Below are 15,482 nucleotides of genomic sequence, written 5' to 3' on the forward strand. Positions count from 1 at the left end.
GCCCCCTGCCCGATGCAGCCGGGCCAATCAAGCGATTGCCGTCGGCTGCGCCACCTTCGGCCCCGCGCGCAAGGCAGACGGCGCCGCCTAGAGCGTGCCGAAGATCGGCAGCGACACGATATCGTTGATGGTCACGAACACCATCAACGCCAGCACCAGCGCGACACCGCCGCGATAGGCAAACTCGATGCCGCGCGGCCCGACAGGCCTGCGGCGGACCGCTTCGATGGCGTAGAACGCAAGGTGCCCGCCATCGAGCGCCGGAATTGGCAGCAGGTTAATGAATGCCAAGTTAATTGAGATCAACGCTGCGAATTCGATGAACGGCAGCGCACCCTGCGACAATTTCTCACCCGAATATTTGGCGATCTTTATCGGTCCGCCAAGTTCGCGAACCGATCTGTCGCCCACGAAGATCTGGCGAATGCCTTCGATCATCATCTGCACGAGGCGTATGTTGGATCCCGCAGCGAGGCCGATCGCCTGCACGGGCCCGACTTCGTCAAATGCAACGGAGTCGCCCTGCACCCCCAGCAGCCCGATCCGCCCCTGATTGCCGTATTGGTCGGTAAAGGTATAATCCTGCGTCACCAGCGGAACGGTGAGCCGTTGCCCGTCCCTCTCGACCGCAAGCTCCATCGGCTGGCCCGGCTGCAGCATCACGGCATTGCGGACCTGCATGAAATCATCCACCGCGCTGCCGTCGATCGCGACGATGCGGTCACCTTCGCGAATACCTGCATCGCGCGCCACGGATTCCTCGGTGAAACCAGTCACCAGCGGCGGGGTCACCGGATTGCCGTAGGCCATGAAGAAACCGGCAAAAATGGCTATGGCAACGACGATGTTGGTCAGCGGGCCGGCAAGCACGATCAATGCGCGTTGCCACAATGGAGCGTGAGGGAAGCTGCCCTCGCGTTCCTCGGCGCTCGCCCTGTCACGTTCATTTGCATCGGGGATGCTGGCCGGATTCATGTCGCCCTTGAACTGGACATATCCGCCCAGCGGCAGGGCCGACAATTTCCAGCGCGTACCCCGCCGGTCGGTGAACCCTGCCAGTTCCTTTCCGAAACCGACGGAGAATGCCCTGGCTTTGACACCGAAAAGGCGGCCCATCAGATAATGGCCGAATTCGTGCACCGTGACCAGCGGACCGAGGAGCAGCAGAAATCCGGCGGCGTAAATCCAGAAGGGGGGAGATTCCAAGATCAGTCCTGTTCCAGCAAGGTAGCGGCGCGGCGGCGGCCTTCCGCATCTGCGGCCAGCACGTCGTCCAGTGTCTGCGGGGCGGCGATGCGCGTTGCATCGAGTGTCTCCGCCACCAGTGGCGCGATGCGGGTGAACGCGATCTGACCGGAAAGGAATGCAGCCACCGCAACTTCGTTTGCGGCGTTCAGAACGGCAGGTGCCGCACCTCCTTCCTGCACCGCTTCCCGGGCAAGCCGCGTCGCCGGGAACAATTCCTCGTCCGGTGCGAAGAACGACAATTCGCCCAGCGCGGCGAGGTCGAGGCGCGCGCAGGGCGTCGCCATGCGGCGCGGCCAGGCGAGGCACGAGGCGATCGGCACCCGCATATCGGACGGACCGAGTTGCGCCAGCGTCGACCCGTCGCGAAATTCGACCATGGAGTGCACGACGCTCTGCGGATGGACGATGATGCGAATATTTTTGAGGCCGACCGGGAACAGATGATGCGCCTCGATGAATTCCAGCCCCTTGTTCATCATGGTCGCGGAATCGACGCTGATCTTCGCGCCCATGTCCCAGTTGGGATGTGCGACGGCCTGGGCCGGTGTGACCCGTGCCAGTTCATCGGCGCTGAAGGTGCGCAAAGGGCCACCGCTTGCGGTCAGCGTGATGGTTCGCACATCGTCCAAAATGTTGCCCGCAAGGCACTGGAATATCGCATTATGTTCTGAATCGACAGGCAGCAGGGTTGCGCCGCTCCGTTCTACCGCAGACATCATGACCGCACCTGCCGAAACAAGAGCCTCCTTGTTGGCGAGCGCTATCGTACCCCCCTGTTCGATGGCCGCCATTGTCGGGGCGAGACCGGCGCATCCGACGATGGCCGCCAGCGTCAGATCGGCGGGCCGTGCAGCGGCATCACACAGCGCCTGCCTTCCGGCGGACGCTTCCACACCGCTGCCGCCTAGCGCATCGCGCAAGGCGGGCAGGTGCGCCTCATCCGCGACAACGGCCACCTGCGCTTCGAACTCCCTGGCGAGCGCCGCCAATTCGCTCGCGCTGCAATTTGCGGTGAGCGCCACCACCCGCCACTGGTCGCGATTGCGGCGGATGAGATCGAGCGTCGATGCGCCCACCGATCCGGTCGCGCCGAGGATGGAGATGCTGCGCGCGGCCATCAGTTCACCGCGATACTGGCAATTGCGGCGACGGCCAGCGCAACGGGCAGCATGCCGTCCACCCTGTCGAAAAAGCCGCCATGCCCCGGGATCAGGTTGGAACTGTCCTTGCGACCGGCTTTGCGCTTCATCCAGCTTTCGAAGAAATCACCCACCTGCGCCACGATCGCGAGGACACCGCCCACCAGCGCCGCAACCCACAGATTGCCGAAACTTTCCGATATGCCCAGCGCGAAGCCGGGGCCAAGGGCCTCCGGATCGTTCATGAACAAGACCCAGACGATCACCCACGCGGCGGCGGCAAGCATTCCGCCGCACAGCCCTGCCCAGGTTTTCGATGGACTAATCGCAGGCGCGATCTTCGGCCCGCCCAATGCCCGGCCCATGAAATAGGCCCCTGTATCGGTCGCGATGGTTGCCCCGATGACCAGAACGAGCAGGAAATTGCCTGCGCCCGCCAGAACGAAGGCAGCCACGCCGATATAGACCGCACCGGCGAGTGCCGCAGCGATGCGAGCTGGCCAGTTTCCCGTAATCCGCGAGATCAGAAAGGCGAATTCGCAAAACGTGGCAAAAGCGACAGCGAAAATGAAAATGTCGAGCCACAATCCGCCAAGCCACAAGGCCGTGCCGGCGATGATCGCCATGACGGTCGCGGACGCGAGCCGCTTCGGAAGGTCGGACGTCCGCACCGCGAAAGGTACGGTCATGTACCGCTTCAGGCGGTCGCGCTTGCGCTCCACCGCAGCCAGATCATCGCCCGCCATAACGACGCTCCCTTGCCGAAAACTGGTCCAGCGCGCGACGCAAATGATCCGGAGTGAAATCAGGCCAAAGCACTTCGGTGAAGATCATTTCCGCATAGGCGCATTGCCAGAGCAGGAAATTCGACAGGCGAACCTCGCCGCTGGTGCGGATCAGCAGATCCAGCGGCGGCAAATCCGCCGTGTCGAGATGGGCCGCGATGGTTTCGGCATTGATCTCGCCCGCCGCCGCCGCGGCCGTGGCGGCGCGGGCAATCTCCTGCTGCGAGCCGTAATTGAGCGCCACGGCGAGGACATGCGAACCCTTGCTCGTCCTCTCCAGCGCATTTTCGAGCATTTCAACAATGTCGGGCGCCAACGCCTTGTAATCCCCGATTATTTTCAGGCGAACGTCATTGGCAACGAATTCCGGTAGATCGCTGCGGATGAACCGGCGCATCAATTGCATCAGATCGCTGACCTCATCCTCCGGACGTTTCCAGTTTTCGGACGAGAAAGCATACAGGGTCAGGCATTCGATCCCCAAGCCCTTAACCGACCGGACCAGATTGCGGACTGCCTCGACCCCGCGCCGGTGGCCCATGGCACGCGGCAGGCCGCGCTGCCGCGCCCAGCGGCCGTTCCCGTCCATGATGATCGCGACGTGCCGCGCACGGCTGTCGCTGTCCTCGCCCATTTAAACTGCCCCGGTTATGGCGTTGGTCGCACGACGCTTACTGCGTCATGATTTCCTTTTCCTTGGCTTCCGACACGCGATCCGCCTCGGCGACATGCTTGTCGGTGAGCTTCTGGACATCCTCCTCCAGCCGCTTCCGATCGTCTTCGGAGATGTCCTTTTTCTTCTCGTCTTCCTTCAGCGCTTCCATACCGTCGCGGCGGACGTTGCGAATGGCGATCTTCGCCTTTTCGGCATATTGGCCTGCCAGCTTGGCGAGCTCCTTGCGCCGTTCTTCCGTCAGATCGGGGATCGGCAGGCGAATGGTCTGTCCGTCGATCATCGGGTTGAGGCCCAGCCCGGCCTTCGCGATGCCCTTCTCGACGGCGGACAGGTTGGACTTGTCCCAGACCTGCACGCTCAGCATCCGGGGCTCGGGCGCAGAAACGGTCGCCACCTGGTTCAAGGGCATCATCGCGCCGTAAACCTCGGCATGTACCGGATCCAGCAGGGTCGTGTTGGCGCGCCCGGTGCGAAGACCGGCAAGATCGCTTTTCAGCGATTCCACTGCGCCGCCCATGCGGCGGTCGATATCGGAATGATCATATTTCGCCATAATTGCTTAATCCTCAAGCTGTTCCTGTACGCCCTGTTCCTGCACGCCCTGTTCCTGCACAATGGTCTGAACGCCGCTGCCCTCAAGAACGCGCGCCACATTCCCGCGCTCACGGATCGAGAACACCACGATGGGAATATTGTTCTCACGGCAAAGCGAGATCGCGGCAGCGTCCATCACCTTCAGATTCTGTGACAGAACTTCGCCATAAGTGATTGTATCGTATCGCCGCGCTTCGGGAAACAGCTTCGGATCGCGGTCGTAAACCCCGTCCACACTGGTCCCCTTCAGCAGGGCGTCGCAATTCATCTCTGCCGCCCGCAAGGCCGCGCCCGTATCCGTCGTGAAAAACGGATTTCCGGTTCCGGCAGCAAAGATCACGATGCGGCCTTTCTCCAGATGTCGTTCCGCCCGCCGCCGAATATAGGGTTCGCACACCGTCGCCATCGGAATGGCCGATTGCACCCGTGTCGCGACACCCAGCTGTTCCAGCGCGTTTTGCATGGCGAGGGCATTCATCACCGTCGCCAGCATGCCCATGTAATCGCCGGTCGTGCGGTCGAGGCCGCGTGCAGCGCCCGCAATGCCGCGGAAGATGTTGCCGCCCCCGATCACCAGGCAGACCTCCAGCCCGGTCGCCCGTGCCGCCTTCACCTCTTCGGCAAGGCGCGAGACATAGGCGGGATCGATGCCATATTCCTGCGACCCCATCAGCACCTCACCCGAAAGTTTGAGCAGGATACGTTTGTATTCAGGAGCCGGCATGGAAGATGGGGTCTTTCGTCGAAGCGGGGGAGTTCCAAGCCTTATAGACGCGCGCGGCGTCCTGCCAAGGCATAAGGCGGCTTTGCAAAAAACCCGCCGGACGCATCGTCCGACGGGCTTTCATCTCTGCGTCAATCGGAAGGCTTCAACCGCCGACGGCAGCCGCAACCTCGGCTGCAAAGTCGCTTTCTTCCCTCTCGATACCTTCGCCGAGCTGGAAGCGCACGTAATCCTTCAGCACGATCTCATGCCCGGCATCCTTGCCGGCCTTCGCGACGACTTCGGAAACGGGTGTCTTGTTGTCCATCACCCAGATCTGGCTGAGCAGCGCATTTTCCTTGGCGAATTTCTTCACCGCGCCTTCCACCATCTTGTCCTGGACATTTTCGGGCTTGCCGCTTTCGGCAGCCTTTTCCTTCGCGATCGCGCGCTCACGCTCGATCACGTCGGCATCCAGTTCCTCGGCGTTGAGCGCCTGCGGGAAAGCAGCTGCGATATGCATCGCCAGCTGCTTTCCCAGCGGTTCAAGAACATCTGCGCCCGCTTCGCTTTCCAGCGCGACCAGGACACCGATCTTGCCCAGGTTCGGGGCAGCGGCATTATGGATGTAGGGCACCACGACGCCATTGGCCACCGATACGCTCTTGATGCGGCGAATCTGCTGGTTCTCGCCGATGGTCGCGACATTGCCGGTCAGCTTGTCGGACACGGTGCCGCCACCCGGATATTCGGCGGTCTTCAGTGCGTCGACATCATCGGCCTGCTTTTCGAGGGCGACCTGCGTCACCTGCCGAACAAAATCCTGGAACTGATCGTTCTTGGCAACGAAATCGGTTTCCGAATTCACCTCGACAGCGGTGCCGCGATTGCCGGAAACGGCCACGCCGACGAGGCCTTCTGCGGCCGTGCGGCTCGACTTCTTCTGGGCAGCAGCCAGGCCCTTGGCGCGCAGGGCATCGACGGCGGCTTCGACATCGCCATCGGTTTCCGACAGGGCCTTCTTGCAATCCATCATGCCCGCGCCGGTCTTTTCGCGCAGGTTCTTCACATCAGCGGCGGTATAGGCAGCCATATGTCTGTTCCTTTTCGGATAATGTTTGCGGCGCCGGACGGCTCAAACCCGTCCGGCGCCCGAATTTTCTGCGTCGACGCTCTCAGGCGGTCGCAGCTTCTGCCGGCGGATTTTCCATCGAGCCGAAATCCTGACCCGATTGCGCGACTGCTTCGCCCTTGCCCGTCTGGGCTGCTTCGCCGAAGGCATCGCAATAGAGGCGCACGGCGCGGGCCGCATCGTCATTGCCCGGAACCGGGAAAGCGATGCCGCTGGGGTCGACATTGGTGTCGAGAACCGCGACCACCGGAATGCCGAGAACATTGGCTTCCTTGATGGCGAGATCTTCATTATTCGCGTCGATGACGATCATGACATCGGGAATGCCGCCCATGTCGCGGATGCCGCCGAGCGACATTTCGAGCTTGTCACGCTCACGTGTCAGCTGAAGAACTTCCTTCTTGGTCAGGCCCGAAGTATCGCCCGAAAGCTGCTCTTCCAGGGTCTTGAGGCGCTTGATCGAACCGGAAATCGTCTTCCAGTTCGTCAGCATTCCGCCAAGCCAGCGGTGATTCACGAAATGCTGGCCCGAAGCACGCGCCGCTTCCGCGACCGGCTCCTGCGCCTGCCGCTTGGTGCCGACGAAAAGAACCTTGCCGCCCGCGCGGACCGTCTGCTGAACGAAATCGAGCGCACGCGCCATCAGGGGCACGGTCTGCGAAAGGTCGATGATGTGAACGCCGTTACGCGCACCGAAGATATACGGCTTCATGCGCGGGTTCCAGCGATGAGTCTGGTGGCCGAAATGCGCACCGGCTTCGATAAGCTGCTGCATCGTGACGGTAGGTGCCGCCATAGTAGAATTCCTTTCCGGTTGAGCCTCTGAAAAGCTGGAACCGTGCGGCGGGGGCGAGGAGCCCCGTTACCCGCTGCGGCACCGGTATGTGGTGCTTTTCATGTGGATTTGTCCGCCAGACAGCGACCTGGAAATCGGGCCGACAATATGGCAGATAGCGCGCCTTTAGACGCTCCAGGATCAAATTACCAGACCCAATTCGTCGCAAAAAAATTCACACCTGTCGCAATTCCGCCTTGACAAGCAAGAACGAAAAGAGAACAAACGTGTCGGACAGGGAACGCAATCCTTATCCGGGGCTTATCCCCAAACATATACACAGGCGCTCGGATCGTCCGAAGGCTCGTCAAGAAAGATCATTGTCATGCTCGCCTTTGTTTTTTCCACCTTGTTTGTTGCCGCTGCTGCCGCGGCATCGCTTGTCCTGGTCGACGGGATTTCGCGAGCTGCCCATGGCGCCAGCCGTCTGCGCGGGATGCTCGCGATGATGGATGCGGGCCGGCCCGTCAGCATAATCTGCACAGGCGTGCCTGTTCAGCCAGCTATGCCCCCCTATCGGGCGCAGCCCCGTCCGGCCCGCCCCTTGCGTTCAGCGTCGCGACCGGAACGCGCTTCGCTGACCGCTGCCGCCTGACCCTGGCGTAGCGGTAAAATCCGTAAGGCATCAGCGCAAGGTAGATCACGCAGATGCCGATCAGTGACCACCAGGGTTCGAGGAGCAGGGCACCGAAAAGCAGGCCTGCGGCACCAATCAGTTCAAGACGGACATTCCGCCGTGGGCGTATGGATTTCCAGCTGAGCGTGGCGATGTTCGAGATCATCAGGAATGCGATAATCGCAAGCCATATGCCGACAAGTACCGGCTCACGGAAGAATGCCGAACCGGTCGCCATCCAGATATAGAACGGGAGGAAAGCCAGGCCTGCGCCGACTGGTGCCGGAATGCCGGTAAAGAACCCTGCCGATTTATGCGGTTGATCGTCAGTATCGATCTGTGCGTTGAAGCGCGCGAGGCGAAGCGCACAGCAGATTGCGAAGGCAAGGCAGGCGAACCAGCCGATTCGGGTCAGATCCTGTAGCGACCAGAGGTAGAGGATCAGCGCAGGGGCCATCCCGAAGGACAGCGAATCGGCCAGACTGTCCATTTCAGCCCCGAAACGCGACTGCGCCTTCAGCATGCGAGCGACCCGGCCGTCCAGGCCGTCCAGCACCCCGGCCAGAATAACGGCGACGATGCTTTCCGCCCAATCGCCCGAGATGGCGAAGCGGATACCCGTCAGCCCGCTGCACAATGCTGCGGCGGTGATGGCATTGGGAAGCACAGCCCGCAGCGACAGGCCGCGGGCACCGCCCTGTGTCTGCGGCACCTCGTCTTCAGCGGCCCTGGGGCCGATCCAGCGGTCGTCTTGGTTCATTGCAGCACACCTTCGATCAATTCCTGGTGCCCGAAGCGGGCGAGAATGGTTTCCCCGGCGATGACTCGCTGGCCGATCAGCACCGCCGGATCGGTGCCGGCGGGTAGATAGATGTCGACCCGGCTGCCAAAACGAATCAGCCCGACGCGCTGGCCGGCGGCAAGCATGTCGCCGCTCTTGACCCAGGGTACGATGCGCCGCGCAACCAGACCCGCGATCTGGGTAAAGCCGATCCTCCGCCCGTCCGACCGCTCGATCAGGATGTGGTGCCGTTCGTTTTCGGCACTCGCCTTGTCGAGCTGCGCATTCAGGAACCGCCCCGGCATATACACGACGCGCCGGACGGTGCCGCCGATGGGCGCGCGATTGATATGCACGTCGAACACGCTCATGAAAATCGAGATGCGGGTTACTGGCTCGCTCGTCAGGCCCGCAGTTCCGCTCCCGTCGTCGTCGACGAGTTCGGCAGGCGGAGCGACATGCTCGATTTGCACCACCTGCCCGTCGGCGGGCGAGAGGACGAGATCATCGTCGCGGACGACCACCCGTTCGGGATCGCGAAAGAAGGCAAAGATGCCGATCGCCAGCGCGAGTGCGGGCCAGCCCACCAATTCCCAGTCGAGCACCAGCAGCAGGATCAGCGCCACGCCGAGCGCAATCAGCCCGTAACGCCGCCCTTCGGGGTGAATGGAGGGCATCCGCCAGCCGGCATCGCCGCGGCCCCTGTTGTCGAAGATTTCCCCAGCCATGCCCCGGCCTACGCCCTGCCGGCCGCATCCACAAGCGGCCCCTCACCTGGCAGCCGCCCTGAATCCCGGTCAGGCATGGCGCTTCACGAAGACGGTGCCCACGGAATAGCCCGCACCGAAACTACAGATCAGACCCTCGTCACCTGCTTCCAGATCGTCCGAATTCAGGTGAAACGCGATGATCGATCCGGCGCTGGATGTATTGCCGTAGGTGTCGAGCACTGTCGGGCTTTCATCCTCATCCGCCTCATGCCCCAGCACGCGCTGCGCGATCAGGCGGTTCATGCCTGCATTCGCCTGGTGCAGCCAAAGGCGGCGCAGCTTGGCAGGATCGATCCGCAGCCTTTCGGCTTCTTCCAGGATCAGGGCCGAGACCATCGGCACGACTTCCTTGAAGACCTTTCGCCCTTCCTGGACGAACAGCTTGTCGGGCGTATCCCTGCTGCCGGGGTCCGCTCGGTTGAGAAAGCCGAAATTGTTGCGGATATTGTTGCTGAAGACGGTCTTCAGTTTCGTGCCGAGGATATCCCAATGCGGTGTCGGCGCGATGGAGGAATCCTCGACGAGCACCGCCGTCGCCACGTCGCCGAAGATGAAATGGCTGTCCCTGTCGCGCCAGTTGAGGTGCCCCGAGGTGATTTCCGGGCTGACCACCAGCACCGACCGCGCATTGCCTGCCCGCACGTAATCGGCTGCCGTCTGGATGCCGAAAGTGGCGGAGGAGCACGCGACGTTCATGTCGAATGCGAAGCCGTCGATCCCCAGCCCCTGCTGGATCTCGATAGCCATGGCGGGATAGGGGCGCTGCATGTTCGATGCGGCGCAAAGCACGGCATCCACATCCGCCGCATCGCGCCCGGCACGGTCGAGTGCCTGCCGTGCTGCCTTGATACCGATCTCCGCCATGATCGACATTTCGTCGTCATCGCGCTCCGCGATGCGCGGCTCCATCGTAGCCGGGTCGAGCACCGGCTCCTTCGACATGACGTAGCGGGCCTTGATACCGCTGGCCTTCTCGATGAATTCGACTGAACTGGGCTGCAGCGCCTCCACCTCGCCCGCTGCGATGGCTGCCGCATTGGCGGCGTTGTGGCGCTCGACATAAGCGTTGAAGCTGCCAACCAGTTCCGCGTTCGAAATGCTCTCGGTCGGGGTAAAAAGGCCGGTGGCCGATATGACGGGATGAAAATCGGGTTGCATCGGCCCTGACTAGCACGCCGCCCGCCCCTCGCAATAGCTTGTGAGGTCACCGGCAGGCTGCAGATGGAAAAAGGCGAAAAGGAGCACGGGCTTCCCGGGAAGAAGAAGCCCGTGCTCAGGGCCTGACGCACGACCCGGCCGGATTGGAAAAATCCGGGTGGCACTCGGGCAGCGCGTGCCGATGAAGAAGCACGCACAATCGTCCGGCCCTCAGTTGACGATCGGAACATCATTTCCGATGCCCATGACAATCTACGCGCCGGTGATGCTCGCGGATGCACGCGCAGAGGATTTTTCGGGACATTGACGCAGCAACCAGCTAATCAGGCTCATGAGGCACAGGGGCAGGACGGGGTTCAACATGGCTGAACATGTCGGCATTGGCTGACCAGACACAGCTGACGAATGATCTGTCCGCCGTCGCTGCGGGGGATATAGCGGGCCTGCGCCGCGTCTATGAGGCAAGCGCCCGCGACCTTTTCAATATCTGCTTCAGGGTGGTCCAAAACCGCGATGCTGCGGAAGACGTATTGCAGGACGTGTACATCAAGGTCTGGCACCGCGCCGCCGGGTTCGATCCTGCCAGGGGATCGGCGATGGCATGGCTCAGCATGGTCGCTCGCAACAGCGCCATCGACTGGTACCGCGCCCAGAATCGCCGCACCACCGTCAGCGACGAGGCGTTGCGGTTCGTCGCCGATGACGGCGAAGCTGCCGACGACCGTCTGGTGCGCAAGGAGGAGGCCGACCGCATCACCGCGCTGGTCGACGATCTCGACGATCCGACCCGCTCCTATATTCGCGAGGCCTTCCTTCGCGGTCTGACCTATTCCGAAATCGCAGAACAATCGAACGTCCCGCTGGGAACGGTGAAAAGCCGTATCCGGCGCGGGCTGATGTCGATGAAGCGGGGGCTCGCCGATGGCTGACGATCAGCCCCCGATCATGCGCTCCGCCGATTATCCCGAACGCGATCTGCTGGCAGCCGAATATGTTTTCGGCTTCGCGGACGATGAAACCCGTCGCCGGGCAGAGCAGCTGATGGCGCAGGACGAGGCCTTCGCGGCTCTAGTCAACCAGTGGAAGGAGCGCGCAGCGAGCGAACTTCTGGACTTGCCCGGTGACGGGCCGCAGCGCGATCTGTTTCCGGCAATCGAGCGGGCGCTGACGGGGCCGGCCCTTGACACCGGGGCGGAACCTGCTGCTGCCAACGACAATGCGGGCGGCTCCACGCGATGGAAACTGGCGACCCTCGCCGCCTCATTCGCCGCGCTGGCCTTTGCCGGCCTGTGGCAGTTCGACCGTCCCGATCCTGTCGTTCGCGAACGGATTGTCGAGGTCGAACGGCCTGTCGACATCGGCGAAACCATCAGCGTTGCCCAGATTACCGGCAGCGAAGCGGAAATCCTGCTCAGCGGGGTCTACAATCGCGATACCGGCGCGCTGACCTTGCGCGTGCCGGACATTCCGCAAGGCGAGCTGGTGCCGGAAGTATGGGTGATCGGGGACGGCGCGGCCCCGCGCTCGCTCGGCTTTGCCGACCGGGATGCGGCGGTGACGCTGCAATTGTCGCCCGAACTGCGCGACGCCATGGTCGCGGGCAGCGCGATCGCGGTTTCGCTGGAGGAGCCGTCCGACCGGCCGCACGAAGCGCCCACTGCCGAAAGGATCCTCGGTGCGACGCCGCTGATACCTTTGAACGGCACCTGAGGCGGGCGGACCGCACCCGCATTTGCACGATGGGCTTTTCCGGGCGGCAGTGCTACGCGCGCGGCCATGCTCTCCATCAATGACATCACCGTGCGCCTCGGCGGCCGCACCATCATCGATTCGGCCACGGCCGCGATTCCTCCCGGGAGCCGCGTGGGGCTGATCGGCCGCAACGGGGCCGGAAAATCAACCTTGATGAAGGTGATGATCGGCACGCTGGAACCGGATGACGGAACGGTCGAAATGCCGAAGCGGATGCGGCTGGGCTATATCGCGCAGGAAGCGCCCAGCGGCGATACGACGCCTGCCGAAACCGTGCTTGCCGCCGATGTGGAACGTACCGCCCTGCTAGCCGAAGCGGAGACCTGCACGGATCCGGACCGGCTGGGCGATGTGCACGAGAGGCTGCTCGCCATCGATGCCTATAGCGCCCCGTCGCGCGCGGCGCGGATCCTCACCGGGCTGGGCTTCGACGAGGCCATGCAGGAACAGCCGATCGACAATTTCTCGGGCGGCTGGAAGATGCGTGTGGCGCTTGCCGCCCTGCTCTATTCCGCACCCGATGTGCTGCTGCTCGACGAACCGTCGAACCACCTCGATCTGGAAGCGACGCTCTGGCTCGAAAACTTCCTCAAATCCTATCCGGCCACCGTGGTCGTCATCAGCCATGAACGCGACCTGCTGAACAATGTGGTCGACAATATCCTGCACCTGCAGGGCGGCAAGCTGACGCTGTACCCGGGCGGTTACGACAGTTTCGAACGGCAGCGCGCAGAACGCGCGACCCAGCTTGCCGCCGCCAAGGCCTCGCAGGATGCGCAGCGTGCGCGCCTTCAGGATTACGTCGCCCGCAACAGCGCGCGGGCGAGCACGGCAAAACAGGCCCAGTCACGCGCGAAAATGCTGGAGAAAATGCAGCCGATCGCCGCAATGATGGAAGATCCCTCGCTCAGTTTCGACTTCCCGGCACCTTCGGAACTGAAGCCGCCGCTCATCACGCTCGATTTCGCCTCAGTGGGTTATAGTGAGGGCACTCCCATTCTCAAGCGGCTGAACCTGCGGATCGACCCGGACGAACGGATCGCGCTGCTGGGGCGCAACGGGAACGGCAAGACGACGCTGGCGCGCCTTCTGGCGGCACAACTGCCCGCGATGGAAGGGGAGATGAATGTCTCCGGCAAGATGAAAGTCGGCTATTTCACCCAGTATAATGTCGAGGAACTGGCCGGCGACGCCACGCCGCTGGAACATATGACCCGGGTGATGGAGGGCAAACCGGCAGGTGCCGTGCGCGCCCAGCTGGGACGGTTCGGCTTCTCTGGAAACCGGGCGATCAGCAAGGTCGAATCGCTTTCCGGCGGCGAGCGCGCCCGGCTGGCCCTGGCGCTGATTACCCGCGATGCGCCGCATCTGCTCATCCTGGACGAACCGACGAACCATCTGGATGTCGATGCCCGCGAAGCGCTGGTGCAGGCGCTGAACGATTACGAAGGCGCGGTGATCCTGATCAGCCATGATCGCCACATGGTGGAGCTGACTGCGGACCGGCTCGTGCTCGTCGACGAAGGCACGGCGGCTGAATTCAACGGCAGCATGGAAGATTACATCGACTTCGTGCTTGGGCGGAACCAGCCGAAAGCGGAAGGCGGCGCAAAGAAGCCGAAGAACGACAGGAAGACACTCGCCAAGGAACGCGAGGCCGCCCGCACACGGAAATCTGCGCTGCAAGATTGCGAGAAGGCGATGGCCGCGCTGGAAAAACAGATCGCCATCTTCGACCAGGCGCTCTCCGACCCGGAAAGCGCCACCGGCGACCTCGCGCAGATGTCCATGGGCGAACTGGCCCGCCAGCGCGCCGCCATCGCCGCAAGGTTGGAGCAGCGCGAGGCAGAGTGGCTGAATTTGAGCGAAACGCTTGCAACCGTAGCCGCCTGAACCATCGGTCACGGTCCATCACTGTTGCGAAGGGCAGGTGGTGGCAGGGCTTGAATCGAACCGTCAAAATAACGCTTTGATATCAGTCCTGTTCTTGAAGTGAGCGCGAGGCTTCCCCCACACCCTCCCCCACATTTTCGTTCATTTAACGGTGGTTCGGTTCAGCGTTTTGGCCAAGAAGCTGAATGAGACGAAGGTTGGTAAGCATCATATCGCAACGTATTCGGCAGCGCTACAGGCAATACCGCAGCGTCTCGAAAGTGCCGCGAGCGGCTGGTCGACGGAGCCAGGGAGATCGCATCCATTTCCGGCTCCAGGCGCAAAGGCGGCAACTCTTCCCACATACCGACAGACTTGCAATCACGCATTATTGTTGCCACATATACATAAGGCTTTAGCACAAGCCTGCTACCCGTCATTGCGAAGCTGTTGACAGCACTGCATCGATAACATTTTTCACTTTCAGCATTTTTTCGAGCTTGAAAGGCGGTTGACGGGTGACGCTCCTATCCAAGCTAGGAGAAAACAATGTTGAATGAGAATGTTCGCCCGTCGTCCACCGACGGCATAGAGCGCTTGGCCACGCAAATTAAGAAGGTCCAGGGCGTCAAGCACGCCGCAGCATTGGACATCGCTGCGAAGGCTGCTTCCTTCAAAAATTTTAAACATGCCCGCCGATCCCTTTCTAGCCAAGCCAATCCAACGGGGTCCAAGCACCAGCTGTTCATCACGATCTACTGGCGGGAAACAAGGCCGTTCCGGCAAGGCCGGGAAACCTTGCAGATCAATCTGGCGAAGCCATTGCTGGAATTATGTAGCAAGTTCGAACTGAAGATGGCTAGGGGGCTTTGGGGCCGCTTGGTGGCACCGGACCATATTGTCCATGACACCGTTGCCCAATCTCAAGATTTTGCCCGAGGCGAGATTTGCAAAGCCGCCAGAACACTTCGGTTTATGGAGGCAACTGGCCTGCGGCCATCGAATGACTACCTCGCAGCTTATCCGGGCAGAGACCATGACAACAAGCTACCGAACTCCGATCATGCCACGGATTGGTATGATCCAGCGAATGGTCAGTTTGTGCTCGTCGATGAGCCATATTCGCCAGCAGTTGTAAGCGAAAAGCGGGCGGAATGGGCGCAGCAGCATGGTTGGCACCTTCAGGCTTCGAAATGGCCAGGCATCTATTATCCGCACCACTGCAGCTTCTTCGTCGCGACCGACTCTTCGAGTGGATATGATTTCGCCGCGCTAATGAAGAAGATCGATAGCCTAGGCTTCGTGGACAAAGCTTGACCTGAGACTCGACCGCTGATTCAAGGCTACCTTTTGGAGGCAGCATTGGGTGAGCGGGTTGGTGTGTCGGGTGACGAGTGGGCTTTGATCGGCCCACTGCTACC

The 15,482-nt window shown here is 61.9% G+C and carries 15 protein-coding genes; 4 read left to right on the plus strand and 11 right to left on the minus strand.

Features of this window, described 5'->3' with window-relative positions; genetic code table 11:
* Positions 1-87 precede the first annotated feature (87 nt).
* The 11 genes from rseP to HG250_RS04255 form a co-directional block, all read right to left on the minus strand.
* Entirely contained in the window at positions 88-1,206 is a 1,119-nt protein-coding gene (gene rseP / locus HG250_RS04205; protein ID WP_240956891.1) for an RIP metalloprotease RseP, read from the minus strand.
* Between the two features lie 2 nt (positions 1,207-1,208).
* Positions 1,209-2,366 carry a 1-deoxy-D-xylulose-5-phosphate reductoisomerase gene (locus HG250_RS04210; RefSeq protein ID WP_170002950.1) on the minus strand — a complete coding sequence of 386 codons (1,158 nt, stop codon included), beginning with the start codon at positions 2,364-2,366 and terminating at the stop codon, positions 1,209-1,211.
* The gene (locus HG250_RS04215; RefSeq protein WP_240956892.1) at positions 2,366-3,133 is read right to left on the minus strand and encodes a phosphatidate cytidylyltransferase; all 768 of its coding nucleotides are present in this window, start codon (positions 3,131-3,133) and stop codon (positions 2,366-2,368) included. The genes HG250_RS04210 and HG250_RS04215 overlap by 1 nt, the downstream gene beginning before the upstream one ends.
* Positions 3,120-3,806, minus strand: a complete 687-nt coding sequence (gene uppS / locus HG250_RS04220) for a polyprenyl diphosphate synthase (protein ID WP_170002952.1) — start codon at positions 3,804-3,806, stop codon at positions 3,120-3,122. The genes HG250_RS04215 and uppS overlap by 14 nt, the downstream gene beginning before the upstream one ends.
* Positions 3,807-3,843: 37 nt before the next feature.
* Positions 3,844-4,401, minus strand: coding sequence for a ribosome recycling factor (frr, locus tag HG250_RS04225; RefSeq protein ID WP_170002953.1), 558 nt, complete (start codon positions 4,399-4,401; stop codon positions 3,844-3,846).
* A gap of 6 nt (positions 4,402-4,407) precedes the next feature.
* Positions 4,408-5,166, minus strand: a complete 759-nt coding sequence (gene pyrH / locus HG250_RS04230; protein WP_170002955.1) for a UMP kinase — start codon at positions 5,164-5,166, stop codon at positions 4,408-4,410.
* Positions 5,167-5,311: 145 nt separating this feature from the next.
* Positions 5,312-6,238 carry a translation elongation factor Ts gene (gene tsf / locus HG250_RS04235; RefSeq protein ID WP_170002957.1) on the minus strand — a complete coding sequence of 309 codons (927 nt, stop codon included), beginning with the start codon at positions 6,236-6,238 and terminating at the stop codon, positions 5,312-5,314.
* 82 nt (positions 6,239-6,320) lie between these two features.
* Positions 6,321-7,073, minus strand: coding sequence for a 30S ribosomal protein S2 (gene rpsB, locus HG250_RS04240; protein WP_170002959.1), 753 nt, complete (start codon positions 7,071-7,073; stop codon positions 6,321-6,323).
* Between the two features lie 542 nt (positions 7,074-7,615).
* Complete coding sequence (pssA, locus tag HG250_RS04245; protein ID WP_170002961.1) at positions 7,616-8,488, minus strand: CDP-diacylglycerol--serine O-phosphatidyltransferase; 873 nt, start codon at positions 8,486-8,488, stop codon at positions 7,616-7,618.
* Positions 8,485-9,237: a phosphatidylserine decarboxylase gene (locus tag HG250_RS04250; RefSeq protein WP_170002963.1), complete on the minus strand. Its 753-nt coding sequence runs from the start codon at positions 9,235-9,237 to the stop codon at positions 8,485-8,487. Before HG250_RS04250 ends, pssA begins: the two co-directional genes overlap by 4 nt.
* 69 nt (positions 9,238-9,306) lie before the next feature.
* The gene (locus HG250_RS04255; protein WP_170002965.1) at positions 9,307-10,437 is read right to left on the minus strand and encodes a beta-ketoacyl-ACP synthase III; all 1,131 of its coding nucleotides are present in this window, start codon (positions 10,435-10,437) and stop codon (positions 9,307-9,309) included.
* 371 nt (positions 10,438-10,808) lie between these two features.
* On the opposite strand from HG250_RS04255, the gene HG250_RS04260 reads away from it, so the two are divergent.
* The 4 genes from HG250_RS04260 to HG250_RS04275 all read left to right on the plus strand — a co-directional run bounded on the left by HG250_RS04260 (position 10,809) and on the right by HG250_RS04275 (position 15,378).
* Complete coding sequence (locus HG250_RS04260) at positions 10,809-11,366, plus strand: sigma-70 family RNA polymerase sigma factor (protein ID WP_170002967.1); 558 nt, start codon at positions 10,809-10,811, stop codon at positions 11,364-11,366.
* Positions 11,359-12,147: an anti-sigma factor gene (locus HG250_RS04265; protein WP_170002969.1), complete on the plus strand. Its 789-nt coding sequence runs from the start codon at positions 11,359-11,361 to the stop codon at positions 12,145-12,147. Before HG250_RS04260 ends, HG250_RS04265 begins: the two co-directional genes overlap by 8 nt.
* A 66-nt stretch (positions 12,148-12,213) precedes the next feature.
* Positions 12,214-14,082, plus strand: a complete 1,869-nt coding sequence (locus HG250_RS04270; protein WP_170002971.1) for an ABC-F family ATP-binding cassette domain-containing protein — start codon at positions 12,214-12,216, stop codon at positions 14,080-14,082.
* 528 nt (positions 14,083-14,610) lie between these two features.
* Complete coding sequence (locus HG250_RS04275; RefSeq protein WP_170002972.1) at positions 14,611-15,378, plus strand: hypothetical protein; 768 nt, start codon at positions 14,611-14,613, stop codon at positions 15,376-15,378.
* Positions 15,379-15,482: the final 104 nt, after the last annotated feature.

The organism is Pseudopontixanthobacter vadosimaris, assembly GCF_012979275.1.
Lineage (GTDB): Bacteria > Pseudomonadota > Alphaproteobacteria > Sphingomonadales > Sphingomonadaceae > Pseudopontixanthobacter > Pseudopontixanthobacter vadosimaris.